Below are 24,133 nucleotides of genomic sequence, written 5' to 3'. Positions count from 1 at the left end.
CTTTTCCCTTTCCGAGGGGAACTTTAGAACCACCATCACGTTTCCTGCTTGGTCATATTTTCAAGCGGGGCGCCATGAGCTTTTCATTCTCGGAACTCGACTTCCTCAAACCGGAACTCGGGGCGGAATACATTGGTTCAGGTACCCATTTCGCCGTTTTTTCGGCCCATGCGGAACAGATAGAGCTTTGTCTCTTCTCGCCAGACGGAAAGGAAGAAGTCGCCCGGCTGCCGCTGCCGAAGCGCGAGGGAGACATCTGGTCGGGTTATATCGCCGGCGTCGGTCCCGGCACGGTCTACGGCTATCGCGCCCATGGCCCCTACGATCCGCAGGCCGGCCATCGTTTCAATCCGAACAAGCTGCTGCTCGACCCTTACGCCAAACAGGTGACGGGCGATCTGGAATGGCACGACGCGCTTTTCGGCTATCGGATCGGCGAGGACGATCTCTCTTTCGATGAGCGCGACAGCGCCCCCTTCATGGTCAAGAGCGTCGTCCAGGATCCGGATTTCGACTGGGCGGGTGAAGAGGCGATCCGTCGTCCCTGGCCTGATACCATCATTTATGAGGCGCATGTCCGCGGCTTGACGATGACGCATCCGAAAGTGCCTGACCGGCTGCGCGGCACCTTTCTCGGCATGTGCAGCGACCCGATCATCGATCATCTCCTGAAGCTCGGCATCTCGGCGATCGAGCTTCTGCCGATCCAGTATTTCCTTGACGATCGTTATCTCCTGGAAAAGAACCTGAGCAACTATTGGGGCTATCAGACGCTCGGCTTCTTCGCCCCGCAATCGCGCTACATGTCCAGCGACAAGATCACCGAGATCAAGACCATGGTGAAGCGGTTCCATGCCGCCGGCATCGAGGTCATCATGGACGTTGTCTATAATCACACCGCCGAAGGCAGCGAGAAGGGGCCGACGCTCTCCTTTCGCGGGCTCGATAATGCGAGCTATTACATTCTTTCCCCCGATGATCCGCGCCACACCTTCGATACGACGGGCACCGGCAATACGCTGAACGTCGCAAATCCCATGGTCATGCGTATGGTGCTCGACAGCCTGCGTTACTGGGTCGGCGTCATGCATATTGACGGTTTCCGCTTCGATCTCGCCAGCACGCTCGGACGGCAGGATCTCGAGTTCGACCGTCAGGGCCTGTTCTTCGGCGCCATTCGCCAGGATCCGATCCTTGCCGGCGTCAAGCTGATCGCCGAACCTTGGGATATCGGTGCGGGCGGCTATCAGGTCGGTGGTTTCCCGCATCCTTTCCGCGAGTGGAACGATAAGTTCCGGGACGACGTACGCCGTTTCTGGAAGGGCGATGGCGGCATGGTGTCGGAGCTGGCGGCGCGCGTCACCGGCTCGGCGCTGCAATTCAACCATTCGGATCGAGGAGCGACCTCCTCGATCAATCTCCTCTCGGCCCACGACGGCTTCACGCTGATGGACACCGTGTCTTTCAACGACAAGCACAACGAAGCGAATGGCGAGGATAACAGGGACGGCCATTCGGACAATCATTCCGACAATATGGGCGCCGAGGGCGCGACGGATAATGCCGATATCAATGCGGCGCGGGCACGGCGGCGGCGCAACATGATGGCGACGCTGATGCTTTCGCAGGGCGTGCCGATGATCCTCGCCGGCGACGAACTCGGTAACAGCCAGGGCGGCAACAACAATGCCTATTGCCAGGATAACGAGATCGGCTGGACCGGCTGGGAAGGGCTCGACGATCCATTCCTCGATTTCTGCCGGCAGGCCGTCGCCTTCCGCAAGGCCCACCCTGTCCTGCGGCAGGAGCGCTTCCTGACCGGCGAGACCAGCGATGACGGCCGCATCGAGATTGCCTGGTACAAGCCGGACGGCAGTTTCATGGATGACGGCGCCTGGAACGACGACGAATTGCGCGTGATCGGTGTCTACGTCTCGAAGAGCGCGCAGGCGCCGGATACCGAGACGATGGATGACCTCTTTCTCGTCTTCAATGCCGGCGGCGACTGCGAGGTCCACCTGCCGGAGGTGAACGGCCTGACGCAGTGGTCACGGGTTCTCGACACCGGTGCGGAAACCGGCGCTTTCGACGTGCACGATCACGATAACCCCGTGATGGTCTATACCCAGAGCGTGGCGGTCTTTGCGCCGACAGGCCAGACCCAGCCGCCGGAGGGCGCGACCAAGGCCCAGCGCCGCCGGTGGTTCCAATTCGGTCGTCGCAGCAAGTAGCAGGTCGCGTAGAGCATGAATGCCGAAACCATCACCGAACTTGGTCTTGTTTACGTCAGCGATACCGAGCCTGGCATTCGAAGGCGAAGGAAGGGTAAGGGGTTCAGCTATGTGATGCCTGACGGCACCACGATCACGGACGAATTGCAGCGCGCACGCATCCGTTCCCTTGGACTGCCGCCGGCCTATGAGAATGTCTGGATCTGCCTTTACGAAAACGGGCACCTTCAGGCGACCGGTTTCGACGCGCGCGGACGCAAGCAGTATCGCTATCACAAGGAATGGCAATCCTTCCGCAGTGCCGGAAAATTTCACCAGCTGATCGAGTTCGGCCGGGCTTTGCCGAAGATACGCCGCACGGTGTTGCGTCATCTCGACACCGGCACGGAGGATATAAACGGCGTGCTCGCGGCTCTGACGACGCTGCTTGATGAAGCGCATTTACGCGTCGGTAACCAGGCCTATGTCAGGGAAAACGGCACCTATGGCGCAACGACGCTGCTCAAACGGCATCTGAAGATCGTCGACGGGCAGATCGAGCTGAAATTTAGAGCCAAGGGGGGCAAGCGCGTCCAGCGTAGCCTCAGGCATCCCAGGCTGCAGAAGATCCTGGAGGAAATAGCGGATCTGCCCGGCCGCCAGCTCTTCGTCTGGAAGGATGAAAGCGGCGCACTGAAGCCGGTCGATTCCGGCCGATTGAATGCCTATCTCGGCGAAATATCGGACATTCCCATTTCGGCAAAGACCTTCCGTACCTGGGCCGGATCGCTTGCGGCCTTCGGCGTGGCGCGCGAGAGGATTATTGGTGGCGGCCGTCCGACGGTCAAGGAAATGTCGGAGGCGGCGGCTGAAGCGCTGCACAACACGCCGGCGATCTCGCGATCGAGTTACATCCATCCATCGATCATTGCGCTGGCCGGCAACGATCATCCGCTGATCGAGAGCGGCAATGAACCATTGCGCGGCTTGCGTGCCGAGGAAAACAGGCTACTTGATTTCCTGACACGCGAGATCGAAGGATGAGCCCGAGCAATTCGCCCAGATCAGATGTATCGCTGACCCATCCCGACCGGCTTTACTGGCCGGACGAGGGTGTGACCAAGCAGGGGCTGGCGGATTATTACGCCGCGGTCTGGCGCTTCATGGCGCCCCATGTCGTCAATAGGCCCCTGGCGCTGCTACGTCTGCCGGACGGGATAAAGAGCCACCAGCGGTTTTTCCAGAAACATGCCTGGAAGGGCATGAACCCGCATATCGAGGAGATCGCCGATCCGCAGGATGCGGACGGCGAAAAGCTGCTGCGCATTGGCGATTTCGATGGCCTCGTGGCACTGGTGCAATCGGCCGTGCTCGAAATCCATCCCTGGGGTACGACAACAGGCAATTGGGAACAGCCGGACATGATCACCATGGACCTCGACCCCGGCGAGGACGTCGCCTGGAGCGCGGTGATATCGGCGGCGCTTGACGTGAAGGCGCGGCTGGAAACTCGCGGCCTTGCGGCTTTCGTCAAGACGTCAGGCGGCAAGGGCCTGCATGTGGTGGCGCCGCTTGCGCCGAAGGCCGGCTGGAGCGAGGTGAAGGATTTTGCCCATTCGCTTGCCGAGAGCATGTCGGCCGACGCGCCGGAGAAATATCTGGCGACCGCCACCAAAGCAAAACGCGGTGGACACATCTATATCGATTATCTCCGCAACGGCCGCGGCAACACCGCCGCCGCTGCCTATTCGACGCGGGCGCGGCCGGGGGCGCCGGTCTCGATGCCGCTCGATTGGGAGGAGTTGAGTGGCGTGAGCGGTCCGGCTGCTTTCACGCTTGCCAACGTGCCGCAGCGATTGGAGACACGGCCGAAGGACCCCTGGGGCGATTTCTTCGAAGCGGCGGTGCCGCTCGAATGAACGGCTCTCAACTCATTCGGCGCTGTCGAGTTCGGGGTAATACCGAAAGATCCCTTGTTCGTTGAAGGCGAGGCGGCGAGGGGAGGCGAGATAGCGGGCAATGTTCGGGCGCTGCGCCACCGCATCATGCAGAGCGAGCAGCCCGGGATATTCCGCTTCGCCTTTTGTCATGGCTTTGGGAAAGGCATAGCGCAGGCCTGCGATCACCTGGAAGAGCGAGAGATCGACATAGGTCAGCGCGCCGCCGACCATATGGTTCGAACCTTTCGGGTTCTGCTGCAGCACGCGCTCGAAATAGCCAAGGAATTTCGGAATGCGGTCGCGGATGAAGGCAGCGGAGCGGGCTTTCGCCTCCGGCTTCTGATCTTCGTAATAAAGCGACAGATCGATCGGGTGGTGCGCATCATGCGCTTCGGCAACGAAATCTGTAATGGTGAGCTGCAGGCCGTTGGCGACGTGGCGAAGGCCATCGTCCTCAGGCGCGAGGCCGAGCTTCGGGCCGAGATAAAACAGGATGTTGGCGACATGCGGGATGATAAGGTCGCCGTCCTTGAGGAAGGGCGGCGCAAAGGGGATATGCGGCTCGCTGTCGCTTTCCATGATCTCGACCATGGCGCCTGTGCCGCGCCTCTGATCACGGGCGACGTCGATGTAGTCGGCGCCGGCTTCTTCCAGCGCAAGGCGAACGAATTCCCCACGGCCCTGGATGCCGTCCCAGTAATAAAGCTCATATGCCATCTACGCCCTAACCTTTCGGTTTCCGACCAAAATCTTTTCGCAATTCGTCCTTGGCTTTTTCAAGTGTGTCCCGACGCCTTTGCGTCAACTGCTCACCCGCGCGATTGATATAGAAGGTCAGCATCGACATGGCGGCGCGGAAGGGGCTCGATTTGCGGCGATGGCTCTCCTCGGCGGAGTGCTTGACGGAACGGGCGATCTTTTTCGGATCGTCCGATTTGAAAACACCGTCCTTCAGATCCATCGCGTCGCTGTTTTCGGTAACGTCCTGCGACCATTTCTTCTTCGATTTGGCCATGGCTGAAATCCTTTGCCGGATCTCCCTCGTTAATGGTGGCTGTGGTGCTCGTTGCGCTTGCGGGTCGCGGCCGCCTTCTTCGCGGAGGCCGACTTCTCCTCCTTCGAGCGGGCGGCGGATGCAGCGCCGCCGGCGCGGCCGCCCTTCCTGGAGGATTGATGGGTATCCTTCTTGCCGCGGCCGGAACCGGATTTGTTGCCGCCGCCGCTTTCCTTGTTGACGGTCGCCCAGGCGCGCCGTTCGGCCTCCTTCTCGGAAACGCCGCGGTCCTCGTAGCTCTCTTCGATGTGCTCGGCTTTGCGTTTCTGCTTGTCCGTGTAGTCGGACTTGTCACCTCTCGGCATCTTCGCCTCCTCTTGCGGGTAAAGGAGTCGAACCGGCACGTCTTCCAAAAGTTCCGGCCCATGGCTGTCGGACGCAGGGGCAGGAAATTCGGAACAAAAGCCGTCAACATAGAGGCTTGCAAAGAGAGGGAAAGGGCGGGCTGGAAATATCCTTAACTCAAGGCGTTCAACAGTTTAATCGGTCTGGAGACGCCCCCTTGAGCTCTTACTTCCGATAGAGCTTTTGCGATGCAGCAAAAGCGCGCACAATATTGAACAGCGGCGGTTGTACCGGCGCGCGCGGGTCGCGGAAAATAAATCCAACGAGATTGTCGACGACCAGGATGAAGCCGAGTGCGAGACCGAAATAGAGCAGCGCGGCGACGATGAGGAGCGACATTTCCATTCCTCACATGACCGCGGTAAAAACGCGGGCGCCGATGGAGAAGCGCGGGACGGAAAGGATGTCGATACGAGCATCATTCATGGCAGCTTCCCCTGTTTGCCCATAAATAGCCATTGCCTGTTCTTGTTCCAGGGGTAGGGGCGCAGGCTCAATTTTTTTGGAAGCGTCAAAACTTGCTGCGTCATCCGGCCTCTGTTTACCCCCGTGTAGAAGCCAACCCCACAATTTAATAAAGCGCAACTAATTCAGGCATATGACAAAAAGGATCGAAGGGCGCCGCCGCGACGCCCTTTTTTGTTGATGTGGCTTGGTATTCCGGTCTCAGGATGCCGTCTTGCGGCTCGCAGTCCGCTTTGGCGCCGGCGTGACGACGCCGTTCGTCGTCTTGGTGCCGGTCACGGTGCGTTTTGCCCTGGGCTTGGCTGTCTTCCCGTCAGAAGCTCCGGCGGAACCATCGAGCGCTTCGCGCTCCTGGCGTGCCTGTTCCCAATGGATTGAATCTCGCCCTGTCGGATAACCCTCTTCTTCCCAGAGGGCATATGCACGTTTTTTGATCCACTCTTCCCGAGTTTCTGCCATCGCTGATCTCCAGTCACATGATGCCGTCGTTCGAACGCGATACTGGTTAGATGGTTCCAGAGCAGCGGGACCGATTCAAGTGAAATCACGCTGCAACCGCAAATATTTCGCGTTGCAGCATATCAGGGTTATGAATCGGCGTTCATTGCTGCCGAAACTCCGCCGCCTTGTGCAGATCTGAGACGAAATCCCGGCGCTGCCGGTGCCGGTCCGCCTCGTCGCGGATGCGCAGGAGATAGGAGGGGTGGATGGTGACGAGAACGGGCGGATGGTTCGCGGGATAAAGGATATGCCCGCGTTCCGGCGTCAGCTTCGCCTTCGGTCCGAGCAGGGCGTAAAGCGCGGTCGCGCCGAGCGACACGACGAGTTTCGGCCGCAGGATGTTGAGCTCGGCGCCGAGCCACCAGGCGCAGCGCCTGACTTCGCCGGCATTCGGCTTTGCATGCAGCCGCCGCTTGCCGCGCGGCGTGAACTTGAAGTGCTTGACCGCATTGGTGACATAGCAGCGCTGGCGATCGAGACCGGCCTCTTCAAGGCAATGGTCGAGCAGGCGTCCGGCGGGGCCGACGAAAGGCCTGCCGGTCAGATTCTCCTGGTCGCCCGGCTGTTCGCCGACAAGGACGATCTCGGCCTTCCCAGGGCCTTCGCCAAAGACGATCTGCGTGGCGTTTTTGTAGAGATCGCAGCGGGTACAGCCTTCGGCCTGGTGCCGGAGTTCGGCGATGCTTTCCGCATCCGCGACGTCGAGCGCCAAGGCGGGACCGACAATGGCTGCGATGTTCATGGGGCGATCCTCATCTCTTCGAGGTCAATCGATCCGCGCGGGGATTGTTCCCGCAGTCGAACGGCGCAGCGGAAGGTAAAATGATCACGGCGAAAAATTTCGCGTCATGGGAGAAGGGCGGCGTGATTGAACGCGGCCGTTTCCCAGCTATATTTGCCGGCGATGTTCTATCTTCTGTCGACCTACTGGCCGCATATCCTCTTTGTCGTCTCGATCGCCATGGGGGCCGCGGCGGCGATCCACGCCGCCATGACCAAGGAAGAGGTGCGCGCCGCGATCGGCTGGGTCGGCGTCATCATCCTTTCCCCGATCATCGGCGCGGTGCTCTATGCGATTGCCGGCATCAACCGCATCCGCCGGAAATCGCTGGGCATTCGCCGCGACGCGCTGTTACGCGCAGCCGAAATCGATGAACTGGAAACCTTCGACGCCGAGGCCGAGACGGTGATCAGCCAGTTCGGCCGCCGCTTTGCAGCGCTGCAGACGCTCGGCGACCGGGTCACGCGCAATCCGCTGACCTCAGGCAACACGATCGATGTGCTGGAGACGGGCGACGAAGCCTATGCGGCGATGAAATTAGCCATCGACGAGGCGCAGCGCAGCATCCTGATCGAAACCTATATTTTCGACCGCGATGTTGTCGGCCTTCGCATCGCCGATGCGCTGATCGCGGCGGTCAAACGCGGCGTGGAGGTTCGGGTGCTGATCGATGCAGTCGGCGCGCGGTATTCGGTGCCGAGCATTCTCGGCCATCTCAAGGAAGGCGGCGTCACCGTCGCCGTCTTCAACGGCAACGTCATCATGGGCTTGAGGCTGCCCTATGCCAATCTTCGCACCCACCGCAAGATCCTGATCGTCGACGGGCGCATTGCGCTGACAGGCGGGATGAACATCAGGGCCGGGTTCAGCGAAGAGGCGATAGGAGAGAGCTTCGCCCATGACACGCATTTCAGCGTCACCGGTCCTGTCGTCGCCGATCTCTTCGATCTTGCCGCCGAAGACTGGCGCTTCACCACCGACGAGCTGTTGAACGACGAGGCCTGGCGCATCGAACCGCCGCAGCGCAGCCCCGGCGATCCCATCCTGATGCGCGTCGTCGCCTCGGGGCCCGACCGCAGCCTGGAAACCAACCATAAGATGCTGATGGGCGCCTTTTCCGTGGCGCGCCAGTCGATCCGCATCATGTCGCCCTATTTCCTGCCGGACCGCGAGCTGATCAGCGCCCTGGTGACGGCGGCGCGGCGCGGCGTCGAAGTCGATATCGTCGTGCCAGCGGTCAACAACCTGCTGCTGGTCGACCGGGCGATGACGGCGCAGTTCGACCAGATCCTCAAGAATTACTGCCGCATCTGGCGCTCGACCGGCAGCTTCAGCCATTCGAAGCTGCTGACGATCGACGGCACCTGGGCCTATGTCGGCTCTTCCAATCTCGACCCGCGTTCGCTGAGGCTGAATTTCGAGGTCGATCTCGAAGTGCTGAACGAAGGCTTCGTCGCCGAGATCGACGAGCATATCGAGGAAACCCTGAAATCGGCGACGCCGGTGACGCTCGAGGGCTTGCGCGCGCGACCCTTTCCAGTGCGGCTCTTGGAGAAGGTGCTGTGGCTGGGCTCGCCCTATCTCTGAGCGGATTTTTCTGCGATGGCACATGGCAAGTTCCGCCGCTTTGCCTATACTCCCCGCAAGAAGCTTTTTGATCAACGGAACAAGTGCGCCGTCCGATGCACGCCAGAAAAGACAATCTTCCCGCCAGCATTCTCGCCTCGATCAGGAACAGGAAAAAGCGGCTCGATCCGGCCTATACGGAGGCAAGGCCGCGCAGCGCGGGAACGCTGATCGCGTCCTACAACGTGCACAAATGCGTCGGCACTGACCGGCGTTTCGATCCGGAGCGCACCAGCCGGGTGATCCATGAAATCGGCGCGGACGTGATCGCGCTGCAGGAGGCCGACACGCGTTTCGGCGAACGTACGGGTATTCTCGATCTCGGCCGGCTGGAGCGCGAGACGGGGCTGATCCCGGTGCCGGTTGCCGGCATGGCCAAGGCACATGGCTGGCACGGCAATGTCGTGCTCTTCAAGAAGGGGCTGGTGCACGACGTGCACCAGGTCAAGCTGCCGGGGCTGGAGCCGCGCGGCGCCCTCGTCGCCGAGATCGAGCTGGAGCAGGGCGGGGTGCTGCGCATCATCGCCGCCCATTTCGGCCTGCTGCGCCATAACAGAGCCCAGCAGGCTCATACGCTGGTCGAACTCATCAAGGACAGGCACGAGATGCCGACCATCCTACTCGGCGACCTCAACGAATGGCGGCTCGGCGACCGCTCCTCGCTCAACACCTTCCAATCCGCCTTCGGAGAGTTGCCGCCCGCCGTGCCAAGCTTTCCCGCCGGCTTGCCGCTGCTCGCCCTCGACCGCATCATCGCCAACCGCAAGGGGATTATCTCGACCGTCGAGGCCCATGATACGCCGCTGGCGCGCATTGCCTCGGATCATCTGCCGATCAAGGCGTTGGTCGATCTGAAGCCTATGGTGGGTGGGTGACCAAGAGTTTTCGTTCCTGCATGATGGAAGGTGCCGACGTCAGCGGGTACGAGATCGGCAAAGGGTCTTCTTAAGGTGCCTGATGTTGATCAGGTCGGCGAAGTTTCACTTCGAGCGAAATAGACCGGTGAACCGGCGAAGCCGCTGAGCCCACAGGGATGGATCGGTGGCTTCGGGCGACCAAGGCGCGACCAGCCGGTCGAGGCGAGGCAGAAGAAAGGCGGCCCAATCGTCGAGATCGGATCTGCTGAAGTAAGGCAGCCAGACGTCGGCGGGGCCATCCCATTGTCTCGGATTTGCCTTCGCCAGGTCACCGAGTTTGACCAGGACGGTTTCACCGTGGTCACCGACGACTTCAACGTCTGGATCGGGATCCGGCCGGGGAAGACGCGCGATGATGCGTTCTTCCAAAGCTTTGCCGGCGGCTCGATCCGAGTCGTAGAGCTGACGCAAGATGCGTGTGTCGCTGGCGGCCCCGGCGCCCTCGGTCATGTTGATGGTAAATTTGGCGCCGGTCACGCTGTTCGAATATTGGGATATTTGTAACCAGAAAACCCTTCTGCCAAGGACAAAGCTGCATTTGCCGGTTGCTTGCGATTCCCAGCCCAATTCCTGAAATCGCGAGGCCAGCAGCGACCGCATATGGCGGTGAAAGTCTTTGCTTTTTATATAGTCGCGCATGCTTCAGAGCCTATGTTTTGGCTGCAACTTCCGGAGGATGTCATGACCTGACCAAAGGGACAATGCCTGGCCTTCTGCAAATGCCCGGGACAATATCGAGATCGGTACAGTTGATCGCGCCCACGCCCTCAAGGGTGAACGTGGCCGCAGATTGGCGTCCTGAAGGACAGATTGCGCTTGTCCCCAATCGCCTCGGTGTGTTCTAGGAGTGTTCCAGGACTTGCACTGGAACCGCCAGCGAGCATGAAAGCTGAAATGAGCGAAATCGCAGTACGACTGGAAAATGTTACCCGCCGCTTCGGCATCACTCCAGCCGTGCGCGATCTTTCTCTTCATATTCGGCGCGGAGACGCGGTTTCGCTCGTGGGCCATTCCGGTTGCGGCAAGTCTACGCTCCTGCGCATGATTGCCGGTGTCGAGGTACCGGAATCCGGCCGCATCTTCCTCGAAGGTCGCGAGGTGGCAGGTTCGGCCGCTTTCGTCGAACCGGAGGCGCGCGGCGTCGGCTTCGTCTTCCAGGACTATGCGCTCTTTCCGCATTTGACTGTACGGGACAATATCCTCTTTGGTCTCAAGCGACATCCGAAGGGTGAAGCGATCGCCCAGGCAGAGGAGATGATCAGCAAGGTCGGAATCGAACATCTGACGCATCGCTATCCGCACACCCTTTCCGGCGGCGAACAGCAGCGCGTCGCACTCGCCCGCGCCCTGGCGCCCCGGCCGAGCATCGTTCTGATGGACGAGCCCTTTTCCAATCTGGATCAGGGTCTGCGCGGAAAGGTACGCAGCGACACCTTGAACCTGTTGCGGGCACTTGGCACGACCGTGATCATCGTGACGCATGATCCGCAGGAAGCACTTTCCGTCGGCGACCAGGTGGTCCTGATGCGCGCTGGTGAAATTGTCCAGTCCGGCTCCGCCTATGATCTGCACGACCGTCCAACGAATGCCTATGCGGCAGAGTTTTTTTGCGCGTCCAGCAAAGTTCCCGGCGTTTACCGTGGCGGATGGATCGAGACCGCGATCGGTAACTTCGCCCATACGCTCGATCGTCCGCCGGCAAGCGCGGTGACCGTTTATGTCAGGCCGCATGCTATCGCGCTGTCCTCCACCTCGGGGATCCCCGCTCGTATCGAGAATCGTGTTTTGCATGGCGAATTCGAGCAGATCACGGTGAAGGTCGATGGCCTCGAGGCGCCGCTTAAGGCGAGAGCCTTGGAGCGTCTGCCCGCTGATGCCGAGAATATCCAGATCTCGATCCTTCCTGAGCGTCTGCTGGCTTTTTGACAGCTGACGTGTGAGCGCATTCTGCTGAACTTCTCATCAAGTTTCCGTGATATCCGGGTTCAGCTTCCCGGGAAAACTTGACTCTGACGGTCATGAACTGCTGCAAGCAATGCGCATTCATTCGCGGAGGGACATAATGAATTCGCGCTCTATCCTCACATCCATACTGCTTGCTGCTTCGGCGCTGATGTCGCCTTGCATGGCTGCCGCCGCAGAAATCAACCTTTACACGACGAGAGAACCGGCTCTGATCGCACCTCTTCTGGAGGCGTTCACCAAAGCGACCGGTACGAAGGTGAATACTATTTTCCTGAAGGATGGCCTGGCAGAGCGTGTCAGCTCCGAAGGCGCCAGCTCGCCGGCTGACATCTTGATGGCCGTCGATGCCGGCAACCTTGTCGATCTGGTCGATAAAGGCGTAACGCAACCGGTGGAATCATCTGTTCTGACCTCGGCTATCCCGGAACAGCTGCGTGATGCCAAGGGCAATTGGTTTGCACTTTCGATGCGCGCCCGCGTGCTTTACGCGGCCAAGGATCTTGATATCAGCACGTTCAATTACGAGGAGCTTGCCGATCCCAAGTGGAAGGGCAAGATCTGCATTCGCTCGGGCCAGCACCCCTATAATACGGCCTTGTTTGCCGACTACATCGCCCACTACGGCGCGGAAGAAGCCGAGAAATGGCTGACGGGTGTCAAGGACAACCTCGGCCGCAAGGCAGCCGGCGGCGATCGCGATGCCGCTAAGGATATCCTCGGCGGCATTTGCGATATCGGTATCGCCAACTCCTATTATGTTGGCCTGATGCGATCCGGCAAGGGTGGCGAAGAGCAGGTCAAATGGGGCGACGCCATCAAGGTCGTCCTGCCGACCTTCAAGAACGGCGGGACGCAGGTGAATATCAGCGGCGCGGCAATCGCCAAGCATTCACCGAACAAGGCTGAAGCCGTCAAGCTTCTCGAATATCTCGTCTCTGACGAAGCGCAGAAGATCTATGCCGAGGCCAATTACGAATATCCTGTGAAGGCGGGCGTCGCGGCCGATCCGATCATCGCATCCTTTGGCGAACTGAGGATCGACAGCAAGCCCTTGTCCGAGATCGTCAGCCATCGCAAGCAGGCGAGCGAGCTCGTGGACAAGGTCGGCTTCGACAACTAAAGAACAAGGAAGGCGCCGCTGAGAGGCGCCTTCCTCCCCAAGAATGGATCGAGTGATGTTTCCCAGCCAGGCGCCCGCCCGCTCTGCAAAGCGCACTGGCAGCGCATGGCTGGCGATTGCCGCTGCTATCGCCCTCATTGCCATTCTGCCGATCGCGGGATTGCTTCTCGAAGCTTCGAAGGGCTCGGCCGGTCTTTGGGGGCATCTCTTCTCGACCATCCTTCCGGTCGCGCTTCTCGACACCGTCATCCTCCTTGCGGGGGTCGGGGTCATCACTGCTGTGGTCGGCACGACGACGGCATGGCTGGTGACGGCCTATGATTTTCCCGGCAGGCGCGCTCTGGAATGGATGCTGCTTCTGCCGCTTGCCGTTCCGACCTACATCGTCGCCTATGCCTATCTGGATATACTGCATCCGATCGGCCCGGTGCAGGATGCCGTGCGCTGGCTGCTCGGCTACGAGAGCCCGCGCCAGTTTCGCCTTCCGGACGTCCGTTCCATGGCCGGCTGCATCCTGCTTCTCGGAATCGTACTCTATCCCTATGTCTACATCCCGACCCGCGCGATGTTCCTGACCCAATCCGGTAATCTCGTCGATGCGGCCCGCACGCTCGGCACATCTCGCCGCGCGGTCTTCTGGCAGATCGCCCTGCCGCTCGCGCGCCCGGCTGTCGCCGTGGGTATCAGCCTCGCTCTGATGGAAACGTTGAACGATATCGGCGCCGCCGAATTCCTCGGTGTCCGCACGATCACCGTTTCCATCTACACGACCTGGATCACCCGCTCCGATTTATCTGGGGCGTCGCAGATCGCCCTTGCCCTTCTTCTCATCGTCGTCGCGCTTGTTGCGGTCGAGCGATGGGCGCGACGCAAGCAGCGCTACTCGATCGATGTTCGCCGGATGCGGCGTTTCCAACCGCGGCGGGTATCTTTGGGAAAAGGCATACTGCTGTTTCTCGGCGGTCTTCTGCCGGTCATCCTCGGCTTCGCCGCGCCCGCGCTCTATCTCTTGATCGAAGCGGCAAAACGCTATCGGTTCGCCGGCATATCCCCTCGCATCATCGATGAGGCCGTGAATACGCTCGTTATTGCCACCCTTGCGACGACGGCGACCGTCATCCTTGGGCTTCTCGCTGCCTACGCGACCCGCCTGCGCCCGGGCCAGGCGTCCTCCTGGCTCCTGCGCTGTTCGACAATGGGCTATGCTGCTCCCGGGACCGTGGTCGCCATCGGTGTGCTGATCGTTCTTGCCGGACTCGATCAGTTTATCGATCGCGCCGCGCTTTCCTTGTTTGGTGTGTCGACTGGCCTGCTCCTCATGGGATCGGGTGCTGCCGTCTTATATGCGCTCATCGTGCGGTTTCTGGCGATCTCCGCCGGCGGCATAGAAGCCGGTCTCTCGCGCATTTCCCTGTCGCTTGATCATGCTTCGCGTTCGCTGGGGCAATCCACCGCAGGCACCCTGCGATACGTGCATCTGCCGCTCTCGAAGGCGGCAATCTCGGCTGCAGCCCTGCTGGTCTTCGTCGATTGCGTGAAGGAGCTGCCGGCGACGCTTCTCCTGCGGCCACTCAATGTCGAGACTTTCGCGACTCATCTTTATGGAGAGGCTGCGAGAGGCACTTACGAGGAAGCCTCGATTGCCGCGCTCGCCATCGTGCTGATCGGCATTCTGCCGGCCATTCTGCTGTCGCGGATCGGGCGTATCCGCTAACCGGCCGACCTCGACCGTCAGGCAAAGCTTGGGCGGACAATTGCACACCTGCTCCAACGCTCATTGATGTAACGGCTGAGCTAAACGGCATTTCGGAACGACAGTCGGTTCCGGGATCGAAGATACCTGCGCGCTTTCAGAGAGACGAAAGGGACATTCTGAAGGGGCGAGAGCAGAAATTGACGTCGCCGGCTTGACGGCTCCCGCTGTTTGAGAAATGCTAAGATGTCAGACCAATTTTAAGGCTGGCTGCCTGATAAGAAAATGGGGAACCATGAAGGCAAACAGTAGCGACAGGCCGGTCATCCGGCCGCTTCCTGCGATCGACCGCGCGCGTCAGGTGACCGATGCGCTGGCGGATTATGTCGAGCAAGCCAGCTTGCGGGCGGGGGACCGGCTGCCGGCCGAGCGCGAGCTGATGGCCGCACTTGCCGTTGGGCGTTCGACGATCCGCGAGGCGATCCGCCATTTCCAGGCGCTAGGCGTCATCGAGACCCGCAAGGGCAGCGGCACCTATCTTCTGAAACCGGTGTCCAGGGCGACGATCCATATGCCGCTGTCGTTCGATGCCGCTCATCTGCGCGACGCGCTGCTGCAGACGCTGGAGGTTCGCCGCGGCATCGAATGCGAGGCGGGCATGGTTGCGGCGCGGCGGCGCACCGAGAAGGATCTTGTCGTCATCGAGGAAAAGCTCGACGAAATGGAGCGGGTGCACCTGGAGAAGGGCACATCAGGGCCGGAAGATCTGGCCTTCCATCTCGCCGTCTACGACGCAGCCCACAATCCGCTGTTTCGCCAGCTTCTCGAGCAGATGCGCGAGACCTTCGAGCGCTTCTGGGAGCATCCGTTCGACCGGCAGGATTTCGCCCGGCGGTCCTTTCCCTTTCACCGAACGCTTTTCAACGCGATCGCTGCCCAGGACCCGGAGGCGGCGCGCGCGGAAACATTGAAGATTCTCGAAATCGTCGAGGAAGACATCAAGGAAATGTCCAAATGAGCAGCGGCGCAGAACCGTTCGATCTTGCTTCCCTAATCACCGCCCACGACGAAGGCAACTTCGCCGAGGCCGTCGTGCCGCCGATCTTTCAGACATCGCTTTTCACCTTTTCCGATTATGACGAGATGATTGCCTCCTATCGCGGCGAGAAGGTGCGGCCGATCTATACGCGCGGGCTGAACCCAACGGTGCGCGCCTTTGAGGAAATGCTGGCAAAGCTCGAAGGCGCCGAGGATGCGCTCGGTTTTGCGAGCGGAATGGCGGCAATCTCTTCGGCGGTCTTAAGCTTCGTCGAGCCGGGCGACCGCATCGTCGCTGTCAAGCATGTCTATCCCGATGCCTTCCGGCTGTTCGGCACCATTCTGAAGCGGATGAAGGTCGAGGTGACCTACGTCGATGGGCGCGACGAGGAGGCGGTAGCCAAGGCGCTGCCCGGCGCCAAGGTTCTGTACCTGGAAAGTCCGACGAGCTGGGTGATGGAAGCCCATGATGTCGGCGCGCTGGCAGCGCTTGCGAGACGGCACGGCGCCGTCTCGATGATCGACAACAGCTGGGCAAGCCCGTTCTTCCAGCGGCCGCTGACGCTCGGCGTCGATCTCGTCATCCATTCGGCCTCGAAATATCTGGGCGGCCACAGCGATGTCGTGGCGGGCATCGTCGCCGGTTCGAAGGACATGATCGCGCGCATCAAGGCCGAGGCCTATCCCTATCTCGGCGGTAAGCTTTCGCCCTTCGATGCATGGCTGCTGATCCGCGGCCTGCGCACGCTGCCGCTGCGCATGAAAGCACACGAAGCCTCCGCCCTGGAAATTGCCAAGCGCCTGCAGCGGCTTGAGGTGGTGGAGACGGTCTGCCATCCCGGCCTCGCGAACAGCCTGCCGCCCGGGCTCAACGGCACATCGGGCCTCTTCTCGTTCATCTTCCGCGAAGGCGTCGATATCCGCGCCTTCGCCGACCATCTCAAGCTTTTCAAACTGGGTGTAAGCTGGGGTGGGCACGAAAGCCTGATCGTACCTGGCGAGGTGGTGCTGCAGCAGAAGGCGCAGCCGAATTCCGCGCATGCGTTCGGCATCCATGCGCGATCCGTACGCCTCCATGTCGGCCTCGAAGGAACCGAGGCGCTGTGGAGGGACATCGAGGAGGCGCTCGCCGCCGCCTCACAATCCTGAAACCCGAGAGAAACCTAAAAGGGGGAACTGAGCATGAAAAAACTAATAATCTCGACGCTCTTCGCTTCGATGATGGCGGGTACGGCCTTTGCCGACACCACGCTCAAGCTTGTCGAAGTCATCACAAGCCCGGAGCGCACCGAAACGCTGAAATCGATCGTCGGCAAGTTCGAGGCCGCCAATCCCGGCACCAAGGTCGACATCATCTCGCTGCCCTGGAACGAGGCCTTCCAGAAGTTCGCGACCATGGTATCGGCCGGCGACGTGCCCGACGTGATGGAAATGCCCGATACCTGGCTGTCGCTCTATGCCAATAACGGCATGCTCGAAAGCCTGGAGCCCTACCTCGAAAAGTGGGAGCACACCAAGGAGCTGACGCCGCGCGCGCTCGAACTCGGCCGCGACGTCAAGGACACCGCCTATATGCTGCCTTACGGCTTCTATTTGAGGGCGATGTTCTACAACAAGAAGCTGCTTTCGGAGGCCGGCGTCGCCGAGCCACCGAAGACGATGGAAGAGTTCACCGCCGCTTCGGAAAAGGTTTCCAAGCTGCCGGGCAAATACGGCTACTGCATGCGCGGCGGACCGGGCGGCCTCAACGGCTGGATGATCTTCGCCGCGTCCATGGCCGGCTCGAACAAATACTTCAACGAAGACGGCACCTCGACGATGAACAGCCCCGGCTGGGCCAAGGGCATCGAGTGGATGGTCGATCTTTACAAGAAGGGTTATGCGCCGAAGGACAGCGTCAACTGGGGCTTCAACGAAGTCGTCGCCGGCTTCTATTCCGGCACCTGCGCCTTCCTCGACCAGGATCCGGATGCGCTGATCGCCATCGCCGAGCGCATGAAGAAGGAAGACTTCGGCGTCGCGCCGCTGCCGAAAGGCCCTGACGGCAAGTCCTTCCCGACCATCGGTTACGGCGGCTGGTCGATGTTCACGACGAGCGGAAACAAGGACCTTGCCTGGAAGCTGATCGCCACCCTCGAAGGGCCGGAAGGCAATCTCGAATGGAACAAGCGCATCGGCGCCCTGCCGGCCTATACGTCGGCCGAGAAGGATCCGTTCTATGCCGGTGATCAGTTCAAGGGCTGGTTCGAGGAACTGGCGGACCCGAACACGGTGCCGACAGTGATGCCAACCTACCTCGAGGAGTTCGCCTTCTTCAAGGATTCGCTGGCGATCAAGACCTCGCAGCAGGCCTTACTCGGCGACATCCCGGCAAAGGACCTGGCCGACCAGTGGGCGGACTATCTGACCAAGGCGCAGCAGAAGTTCTTGAGCAAGAAGTAAGTGGCCCAGGGCTTTGTGGCGGCAGCCCCTCATCCGGCTGCCGCCACCTTCTCCCCGAGGGGAGAAGAGATTCGCGGCGGCGCCTCATTCCCTCTTCTCCCCAGCGGGGAGAAGGTGCCGGCAGGCGGATGAGGGGGCTACCTCCCAGCGGTATATATAATGGAAACTGCAATCCGATGACCATTTCCGCCGACACGATCGACATGCGTCGCGACCGCAGGCCGTGGCTGCGTCGCCTTGCCGATGCTTCGGAGCCTTATCTCTACAGCGCGCCGTCGCTGATCCTGATCGTCGCGGTGATGCTGGTGCCGCTGACATTGGGCGTTTCCTACGCCTTCCGCGATATCCAACTGCTCAATCCGTTTTCCGGCGGCTTCATCGGGCTCGATCATTTCCGTGCGCTTTCGAGCGACGTGGCCTTCTATGGCGCCTTGAGGAACACGCTTTGGTGGACCGGCGCCTCCGTCGTCCTGCAGTTCATCTTCGGGCTCATTCTAGCGCTGCTGCTCGACAAGCCCTTCCGCGGCCGGGCGATCGCGCAGGCGCTGGTCTTCCTGCCCTGGGCGGTGCCCTCCTTTCTCGCCGGCCTCAACTGGGCCTGGCTGTTCAACCCCGTCATCGGGCCGATCCCGCACTGGCTCTTCGCGCTAGGGCTGATGCACGAGCCGGGCAATATCCTCTCCGATCCCAACTATGCCATGTGGGGGCCGATCGTCGCCAATGTCTGGTGGGGCATTCCCTTCTTTGCGATCACGCTGCTGGCGGCCCTGCAGGCGATCCCGCGCGATCTTTACGAGGCAGCGTCGATCGACGGGGCCGGCTGGTTCCAGCGCTTCCGCTCAATCACCCTGCCGTTTCTGGCGCCGACCATTGCGATCACTGTGCTGTTGCGTACCGTTTGGATTTCCAATTTCGCCGATCTCATCGTCGTTATGACCAATGGCGGGCCGGCGGACCGCACGCAGATCGTCGCCAGCTACATCTTCACGACGGCCTTCAAGCGGCTCGATTTCGGTTATGCCTCGGCAATCGCGCTGGTGCTGCTGGTGCTGCTGCTCGCCTATTCGATGCTGATCATCCTGCTGCGGCAGACGCTGCTGAACAAGGATTGAGACCATGAGACGATCCGTCCTTCCCACGATCGCGCACCGTCTGGCGATCCTCTGCTATATCGCCTTCGCGCTCTTCCCGCTGTTCTGGCTGCTCAAGGTGTCGGTGACGCCGAACGACCTGCTCTATACCGAGGGTGTGCGCATGTGGCCGTCGCGCACGAGTTGGGATCATTATGCCTTCGTGCTGCAGCACAGCGCCTTCCCGACCTTCTTCAAGAACAGCCTGATCGTGTCGGCCTCGACGGCAGTGACGGTAACGATCTGCGCCTCGCTCTCCGGCTATGCGCTGTCGCGCTTCAATTTCCGGGCGAAATACTGGATCGTCGCCTTGATGCTGCTGACCCAGATGTTCCCGCTCGTCATGCTGGTCGCGCCGATCTTCAAGATCCTGTCGCCCTTGCATCTGACGAACAGCCTGACCGGGCTCGTCATCGTCTACACCGCCTTCAACGTGCCCTTCGCCACCTTCCTGATGCAGTCCTTCTTCGACGGCATTCCGAAGGATTTGGAAGAGGCGGCGATGATCGACGGGGCGACGCAATTCACGGCGTTTCGGCAGATCATCCTGCCGCTGACGCTGCCCGGGATCGCCGCCACCCTCGGCTTCGTCTTTACCGCCGCCTGGAGCGAGTTGCTCTTTGCGCTGATGCTGATCAACGGCAATGACGCGGCGACCTTCCCGGTCGGGCTTCTCACCTTCGTTTCGAAATTCTCGGTGGATTTCGGGCAGATGATGGCAGCGGGCGTCATGGCGCTCATTCCGGCCGGCCTCTTCTTCCTGCTCATCCAACGTTATCTCGTCCAGGGCCTGACGGCCGGCGCGGTCAAGGGTTAAACAGAATGGCATCGATCGATATCCAGAATATCCGCAAAGCCTATGGCCATGTGCAGGTGCTGCACGGCGTGGACCTGAAGATCCGGGACGGCGAATTCGTCGTGCTGGTCGGCCCTTCCGGCTGCGGCAAGTCCACGCTCCTGCGCATGATCGCCGGACTGGAGGACGTCACCGGCGGCGAGATCCGGATTGCCGGCGCCAGGGTGAACGAGCTGCATCCCAAGGACCGCGACATCGCCATGGTGTTCCAGTCCTACGCGCTCTATCCGCATATGAACGTTGCCGGCAATATGAGCTACAGCCTAAGGCTGCGGAAGACGGCCAAGGAAAAGATCGCAAGCGCGGTGTCCGCCGCCGCTGCCAAGCTCGGCCTCGATCCGCTGCTCGAGCGCAGGCCGAAGGCGCTTTCCGGCGGCCAGCGCCAGCGCGTGGCCATGGGCCGCGCCATCGTGCGCCAGCCGAAGGCTTTCCTGTTCGACGAGCCGCTCTCCAACCTCGACGCGCGCCTGCGTGAACAGATGCGTGCTGAAATCAAGAAGCTGCATGGCGACCTCAAGGCGACCTCGATCTACGTCACCCATGACCAGATCGAGGCGATGACGCTGGCGGACCGCATCGTCGCCATGCATGGCGGCGTCGTCCAGCAGGTCGGTAGTCCGCTGGAACTCTACGACCGCCCCGCCAACCTGTTCGTCGCCGGCTTCATCGGGTCGCCGGGGATGAACTTCCTCGACGCGACCTATGACGCAGGCGGCGTGAGGCTGAAGGACGGCACGATCGTGCCGCTCGCAAAACCGCTGCCACTTGCCGACGGCGCAGAGGTCACCCTCGGCATCCGGCCGGAGCATGTGCAGATGACCAATGACGGGACCGGGCTTGCCACCGAAGTGGAGCTCGTCGAACCCACCGGCTTCGGCATCATCGTGCACCTCGCCCTTCACGGCCTGCCGTTCAAAATCTTCACGCTCGATCGCGATACCTTGAGGGCGGGGCCGAAGGTCAACGTCGCCTTCCCTCCGCAATATCTGCATGTGTTCGATGGCGAAGGACAACGCGTCGAGTGAAAAAGTCGAGGACCGCCCCCTAAGGCGGCGATATCTCTTGGTTGTCCTCACCGTAAAAAGCACGCCGGCGAGGAAAAGGTCTATCGGATTCAAGGGGATGAACAAGACTCAAAAAACGCGTGAATCATTCTGGTTAAGCCCTTGAAATTTGATTCGTTTTGACTCGGAACCAATCGTAAAGTGATTCGGTTGACTCGCACTGGTTGCGGCAGGAGCGCGTGCGAAATGGTTGCCCCGAGAGCGAATTGGAAAGGCTTTATCAAGTTCGGGGAGGTGGCTTTCCCGGTGGCGCTCTATACCGCCGCCTCCACATCCGAGCGGATCGCATTTCACACACTGAACAGAAAGACCGGCAACCGGGTGCGCCGAGAATTCGTCGACGGCCAGACCGGTGACCCGGTCGAGCGTGAGGACCAGGTCAAGGGTTTTGAGATCGAGGACGGTCGTTACGTTGTCCTCGAGCCCGAGGAGATCGCGGCCGCCATTCCCGAGAGCGACAAGACGCTGAAGGTGGAGGCGTTTATCCCTTGTGACGAGGTCGATGACGTCTATTTCGACAAGCCCTATTATTTGGCTCCCGACACGATGGGCAGTGACGCTTTCAAACTCCTGAGGGACGGCATGAAGAAGGCCAAAGTCGCGGCCATCGCCAGGACGGTGCTGTTCCGGCGCCTGCGAACGCTCCTCATCCGCCCCCATGGCAAAGGGCTGGTCGGCGCCACTTTGAATTTCGACTATGAAGTCCGCTCCTCCGACAAGGCATTCGACGAGATGCCGGATCTCAAGATCGGAGGCGAGATGCTGGAGCTTGCCAAGCACATCATCAATACCAAGAAGGGCGAGTTCGATCCGAAACAATTCGACGACCGTTACGAAGCGGCCGTCGCCGAATTGGTGAAAGCCAAGATCGAAGGTCGCACGCTTCCGAAGAAAAAGGCGGCGCCGGCTGCGAAACCAAACGATCTGTTGCAGGCACTGCGCGAAAGCGCCGGCATGACGACGCCAGCAAAGACGAAGCGCACCGCTGCAAACGCCAATGCCGGCAAGAGCAGGCAGAAGGCCGCACGCGCATCGTCGCCGAAATCACGCAGCCCAGGCCGCGCTCACCAGCGCCGCGCCGGATGATCGGAGGTTGCCATGGCGATCCGCCCATACTGGAAAGGCTACCTGAAGCTATCGCTCGTCACCTGCCCGGTGCAGATGATGCCGGCCACCTCCGAAAACGAGAAGGTGCGCTTTCACACGCTCAATCGCGCAACTCAAAACCGCGTCATCAGCCATTATGTCGACGCCGTCACCGGCAAGGACGTCAAGGATGAAGACGAAGTGAAAGCCTATCAGCGCGGTGAGAACGAATATGTCATGCTCGAAGACGATGAGCTGGAGAACGTCGCGCTCGAAAGCACCAAGACGATCGATATCGAGGTCTTTACGCCGCGCAACGGTGTCGATTGGATCTGGCTCGACACTCCCTACTATCTTTCACCTGACGATCCGGTCGGCCAGGAGGCGTTCTCGGTGATCCGCGATGCGATGGCGGCCGAGGACATGGTCGGCATCTCGCGACTGGTGATTGCGCGCCGCGAGCGCGCGGTGATGCTGGAGCCACGTGGCAAGGGCATCGTCCTTTGGACCCTGCGTTACGGTGACGAAGTGCGCGGCGCGGAGAGCTATTTCGAACGTGTGGACGATCAACCGGTGGACAGCCAGATGATGCCGCTCGTCCAGCAGCTCATCAAGAAGCAGACGCAGCACTGGAACCCGAAGATGATCTCCGACCCGGTGCAGGACAGGCTGCTCGAGCTTATCGAGGCCAAGAAGAAGCTGATGAAGAAGCCTGTCAGGGCAAAAGCGAAGGGCAGGGAGAAGGCAGAGCCGGGTCCCAGCAATGTCATCAACATCATGGAGGCGCTCCGCAAATCCGTCGATGCGGAGAACCGATCCGGCAGGCATTGAGCGATGACCAGACCACGGCGCCCCTCCGCCCCCCTCCTGCGCGACTCCAATTCTTCGATACAATCGCGACCCGTGCGCCGGCGTGACCCCGACCAGCCAAACCTGCCTTTCGAGGCAATGCCGTCCAGAGTGGAGCCCTGCCTGGCGCTGCTGAAGCAAACGGTGCCGCAGGGGCCGGATTGGCTTTATGAGGTGAAGTGGGACGGTTATCGATTGGCGATCCACATCGAACCAAATAGCATTCGTATTCTCACCCGCGGCGGCCATGACTGGACCCATCGCTTTCCGGCTATCGCCGCAGGTGCAAGAGAACTTGGTGTGTCGACCTGCATTCTCGATGGAGAAGCTGTCGTCCTTGATGAAGAGGGCCGCTCCGACTTTGGAGCGTTGCAGCGCTCGCTCGGCGGCAGGGGCGGCAAGCGCATTTCGACCGAATCCATCTTCTGCGCCTTCGATCTATTGTACCTCGATGGTCACGACCTGACGCGCACCGAGCTCTCGGTCCGCCGCCATCTTCTGGAAGATCTGATGCCTGAGACCGACGACGCTGCCATTCGGTTCTCGCAAGAGCTCGATCTCGGCAGCGAGGAACTGCTCGAGCATGCATGCCATCTGGGCCTGGAAGGGATCATTGCAAAGCGCAGGGACAGCCCTTACCGAAGCGGTCGTCTGGGGGACTGGCAGAAGATCAAATGCGTTCAAAGCGACAGCTTCATGATCGTCGGTTACGAGGAATCGGCCAGCACCCGCGGCGGGCTCGGCAGTCTTTTGCTTGCGGGTCGGAAGGGCCAAGACTGGATCTATGTCGGCTCCGTCGGCACGGGGTTCAATCGGGAGGAGGCAGAATATTTGCGCAAGACGCTGAACCGCCTCCAAACGAAAAAGCCTGCCGTGCCTCTGAAAGGAAAGCGGCTTGTTTTTTCCCAACCGACCCTGATCGCCGAAATCGAGTTTCGCGGCTGGACGCGCGAAGGTAGCCTCCGCCACGCCTCATATAAGGGCCTTCGTGACATTCAGGATAATGCTGCCGTCTTCGATATGGCTGATGCCGCTGCGATCACATGAAGTC

General features: G+C 60.7%; 24 protein-coding genes. 17 read left to right on the top strand and 7 right to left on the bottom strand.

What is annotated here, in order from left to right:
* Nucleotides 1-74: 74 nt before the first annotated feature.
* The 3 genes from glgX to ligD (ATY76_RS10400) are packed head-to-tail and all read left to right on the top strand — an operon-like array spanning nucleotide 75 to nucleotide 4,129.
* Nucleotides 75-2,231 carry a glycogen debranching protein GlgX gene (glgX, locus tag ATY76_RS10410; protein ID WP_088674684.1) on the top strand — a complete coding sequence of 719 codons (2,157 nt, stop codon included), beginning with the start codon at nucleotides 75-77 and terminating at the stop codon, nucleotides 2,229-2,231.
* Between the two features lie 15 nt (nucleotides 2,232-2,246).
* On the top strand, nucleotides 2,247-3,254 hold the full coding sequence (locus ATY76_RS10405) for a DNA topoisomerase IB (RefSeq protein ID WP_088674683.1): 1,008 nt from the start codon (nucleotides 2,247-2,249) through the stop codon (nucleotides 3,252-3,254).
* On the top strand, nucleotides 3,251-4,129 hold the full coding sequence (gene ligD, locus ATY76_RS10400) for a non-homologous end-joining DNA ligase (protein ID WP_088674682.1): 879 nt from the start codon (nucleotides 3,251-3,253) through the stop codon (nucleotides 4,127-4,129). The genes ATY76_RS10405 and ligD (ATY76_RS10400) overlap by 4 nt, the downstream gene beginning before the upstream one ends.
* 12 nt (nucleotides 4,130-4,141) lie before the next feature.
* Here ligD (ATY76_RS10400) and ATY76_RS10395 read toward each other — a convergent pair whose 3' ends face one another.
* The 6 genes from ATY76_RS10395 to ATY76_RS10365 form a co-directional block, all read right to left on the bottom strand.
* Nucleotides 4,142-4,867: a glutathione S-transferase gene (locus ATY76_RS10395; RefSeq protein WP_088674681.1), complete on the bottom strand. Its 726-nt coding sequence runs from the start codon at nucleotides 4,865-4,867 to the stop codon at nucleotides 4,142-4,144.
* Nucleotides 4,868-4,874: 7 nt separating this feature from the next.
* A complete protein-coding gene (locus ATY76_RS10390; RefSeq protein WP_088674680.1) occupies nucleotides 4,875-5,165 on the bottom strand; it encodes a DUF3175 domain-containing protein in 291 nt (96 codons plus the stop codon).
* 29 nt (nucleotides 5,166-5,194) lie between these two features.
* Nucleotides 5,195-5,509 (bottom strand): plasmid stabilization protein, encoded by a 315-nt coding sequence (locus ATY76_RS10385; protein WP_088674679.1) that lies wholly within the window; start codon nucleotides 5,507-5,509, stop codon nucleotides 5,195-5,197.
* Between the two features lie 205 nt (nucleotides 5,510-5,714).
* Nucleotides 5,715-5,894: a hypothetical protein gene (locus ATY76_RS10380; protein WP_088674678.1), complete on the bottom strand. Its 180-nt coding sequence runs from the start codon at nucleotides 5,892-5,894 to the stop codon at nucleotides 5,715-5,717.
* 321 nt (nucleotides 5,895-6,215) lie between these two features.
* Nucleotides 6,216-6,473 carry a DUF2934 domain-containing protein gene (locus ATY76_RS10370; protein ID WP_088674677.1) on the bottom strand — a complete coding sequence of 86 codons (258 nt, stop codon included), beginning with the start codon at nucleotides 6,471-6,473 and terminating at the stop codon, nucleotides 6,216-6,218.
* Between the two features lie 142 nt (nucleotides 6,474-6,615).
* Nucleotides 6,616-7,257 carry a UdgX family uracil-DNA binding protein gene (locus ATY76_RS10365; RefSeq protein ID WP_088674676.1) on the bottom strand — a complete coding sequence of 214 codons (642 nt, stop codon included), beginning with the start codon at nucleotides 7,255-7,257 and terminating at the stop codon, nucleotides 6,616-6,618.
* Between the two features lie 162 nt (nucleotides 7,258-7,419).
* Here ATY76_RS10365 and ATY76_RS10360 point away from each other — a divergent pair, with 162 nt between their 5' ends.
* Together ATY76_RS10360 and ATY76_RS10355 are read left to right on the top strand one after the other, a co-directional pair.
* Nucleotides 7,420-8,883, top strand: coding sequence for a phosphatidylserine/phosphatidylglycerophosphate/cardiolipin synthase family protein (locus ATY76_RS10360; RefSeq protein WP_088674736.1), 1,464 nt, complete (start codon nucleotides 7,420-7,422; stop codon nucleotides 8,881-8,883).
* A 95-nt stretch (nucleotides 8,884-8,978) separates the two neighbouring features.
* A complete protein-coding gene (locus ATY76_RS10355; RefSeq protein ID WP_088674675.1) occupies nucleotides 8,979-9,797 on the top strand; it encodes an endonuclease/exonuclease/phosphatase family protein in 819 nt (272 codons plus the stop codon).
* Nucleotides 9,798-9,902: 105 nt separating this feature from the next.
* On the opposite strand, the gene ATY76_RS10350 is transcribed toward ATY76_RS10355, so the two are convergent.
* Nucleotides 9,903-10,478, bottom strand: coding sequence for a hypothetical protein (locus ATY76_RS10350; protein ID WP_088674674.1), 576 nt, complete (start codon nucleotides 10,476-10,478; stop codon nucleotides 9,903-9,905).
* A 177-nt stretch (nucleotides 10,479-10,655) separates the two neighbouring features.
* Between ATY76_RS10350 and ATY76_RS10345 the strand changes: the two genes are divergently transcribed.
* The 12 genes from ATY76_RS10345 (at nucleotide 10,656) to ligD (ATY76_RS10290) (ending at nucleotide 24,129) form a co-directional block, all read left to right on the top strand.
* Nucleotides 10,656-11,765, top strand: coding sequence for an ABC transporter ATP-binding protein (locus tag ATY76_RS10345; protein ID WP_245309787.1), 1,110 nt, complete (start codon nucleotides 10,656-10,658; stop codon nucleotides 11,763-11,765).
* A gap of 187 nt (nucleotides 11,766-11,952) precedes the next feature.
* Complete coding sequence (locus ATY76_RS10340; protein ID WP_088674735.1) at nucleotides 11,953-12,924, top strand: Fe(3+) ABC transporter substrate-binding protein; 972 nt, start codon at nucleotides 11,953-11,955, stop codon at nucleotides 12,922-12,924.
* 55 nt (nucleotides 12,925-12,979) lie between these two features.
* On the top strand, nucleotides 12,980-14,638 hold the full coding sequence (locus ATY76_RS10335; RefSeq protein ID WP_088674672.1) for an iron ABC transporter permease: 1,659 nt from the start codon (nucleotides 12,980-12,982) through the stop codon (nucleotides 14,636-14,638).
* A 274-nt stretch (nucleotides 14,639-14,912) separates the two neighbouring features.
* Entirely contained in the window at nucleotides 14,913-15,635 is a 723-nt protein-coding gene (locus tag ATY76_RS10330; RefSeq protein WP_088674671.1) for a FadR/GntR family transcriptional regulator, read from the top strand.
* Nucleotides 15,632-16,804 carry a PLP-dependent transferase gene (locus tag ATY76_RS10325; RefSeq protein ID WP_088674670.1) on the top strand — a complete coding sequence of 391 codons (1,173 nt, stop codon included), beginning with the start codon at nucleotides 15,632-15,634 and terminating at the stop codon, nucleotides 16,802-16,804. The genes ATY76_RS10330 and ATY76_RS10325 overlap by 4 nt, the downstream gene beginning before the upstream one ends.
* A gap of 33 nt (nucleotides 16,805-16,837) precedes the next feature.
* A complete protein-coding gene (locus ATY76_RS10320; protein WP_088674669.1) occupies nucleotides 16,838-18,097 on the top strand; it encodes a sugar ABC transporter substrate-binding protein in 1,260 nt (419 codons plus the stop codon).
* Between the two features lie 176 nt (nucleotides 18,098-18,273).
* Entirely contained in the window at nucleotides 18,274-19,209 is a 936-nt protein-coding gene (locus tag ATY76_RS10315) for a sugar ABC transporter permease (RefSeq protein WP_088674668.1), read from the top strand.
* Nucleotides 19,210-19,213: 4 nt separating this feature from the next.
* Nucleotides 19,214-20,044, top strand: coding sequence for a carbohydrate ABC transporter permease (locus tag ATY76_RS10310; RefSeq protein ID WP_088674667.1), 831 nt, complete (start codon nucleotides 19,214-19,216; stop codon nucleotides 20,042-20,044).
* A 5-nt stretch (nucleotides 20,045-20,049) separates the two neighbouring features.
* Nucleotides 20,050-21,108: a sn-glycerol-3-phosphate ABC transporter ATP-binding protein UgpC gene (gene ugpC, locus ATY76_RS10305; protein WP_088674666.1), complete on the top strand. Its 1,059-nt coding sequence runs from the start codon at nucleotides 20,050-20,052 to the stop codon at nucleotides 21,106-21,108.
* A gap of 225 nt (nucleotides 21,109-21,333) precedes the next feature.
* Complete coding sequence (locus ATY76_RS10300; RefSeq protein ID WP_088674665.1) at nucleotides 21,334-22,233, top strand: Ku protein; 900 nt, start codon at nucleotides 21,334-21,336, stop codon at nucleotides 22,231-22,233.
* A 12-nt stretch (nucleotides 22,234-22,245) separates the two neighbouring features.
* Nucleotides 22,246-23,064 (top strand): Ku protein, encoded by an 819-nt coding sequence (locus ATY76_RS10295; protein ID WP_088674664.1) that lies wholly within the window; start codon nucleotides 22,246-22,248, stop codon nucleotides 23,062-23,064.
* 3 nt (nucleotides 23,065-23,067) lie between these two features.
* Nucleotides 23,068-24,129: a non-homologous end-joining DNA ligase gene (gene ligD / locus ATY76_RS10290; protein WP_088674663.1), complete on the top strand. Its 1,062-nt coding sequence runs from the start codon at nucleotides 23,068-23,070 to the stop codon at nucleotides 24,127-24,129.
* Nucleotides 24,130-24,133 lie beyond the last annotated feature (4 nt).

The organism is Rhizobium sp. R339, from assembly GCF_002211395.1.
Lineage (GTDB): Bacteria > Pseudomonadota > Alphaproteobacteria > Rhizobiales > Rhizobiaceae > Rhizobium.
The sequence above is the reverse complement of the archived record's forward strand: the minus strand, read 5'-3'. Positions and strand labels throughout refer to the sequence as shown.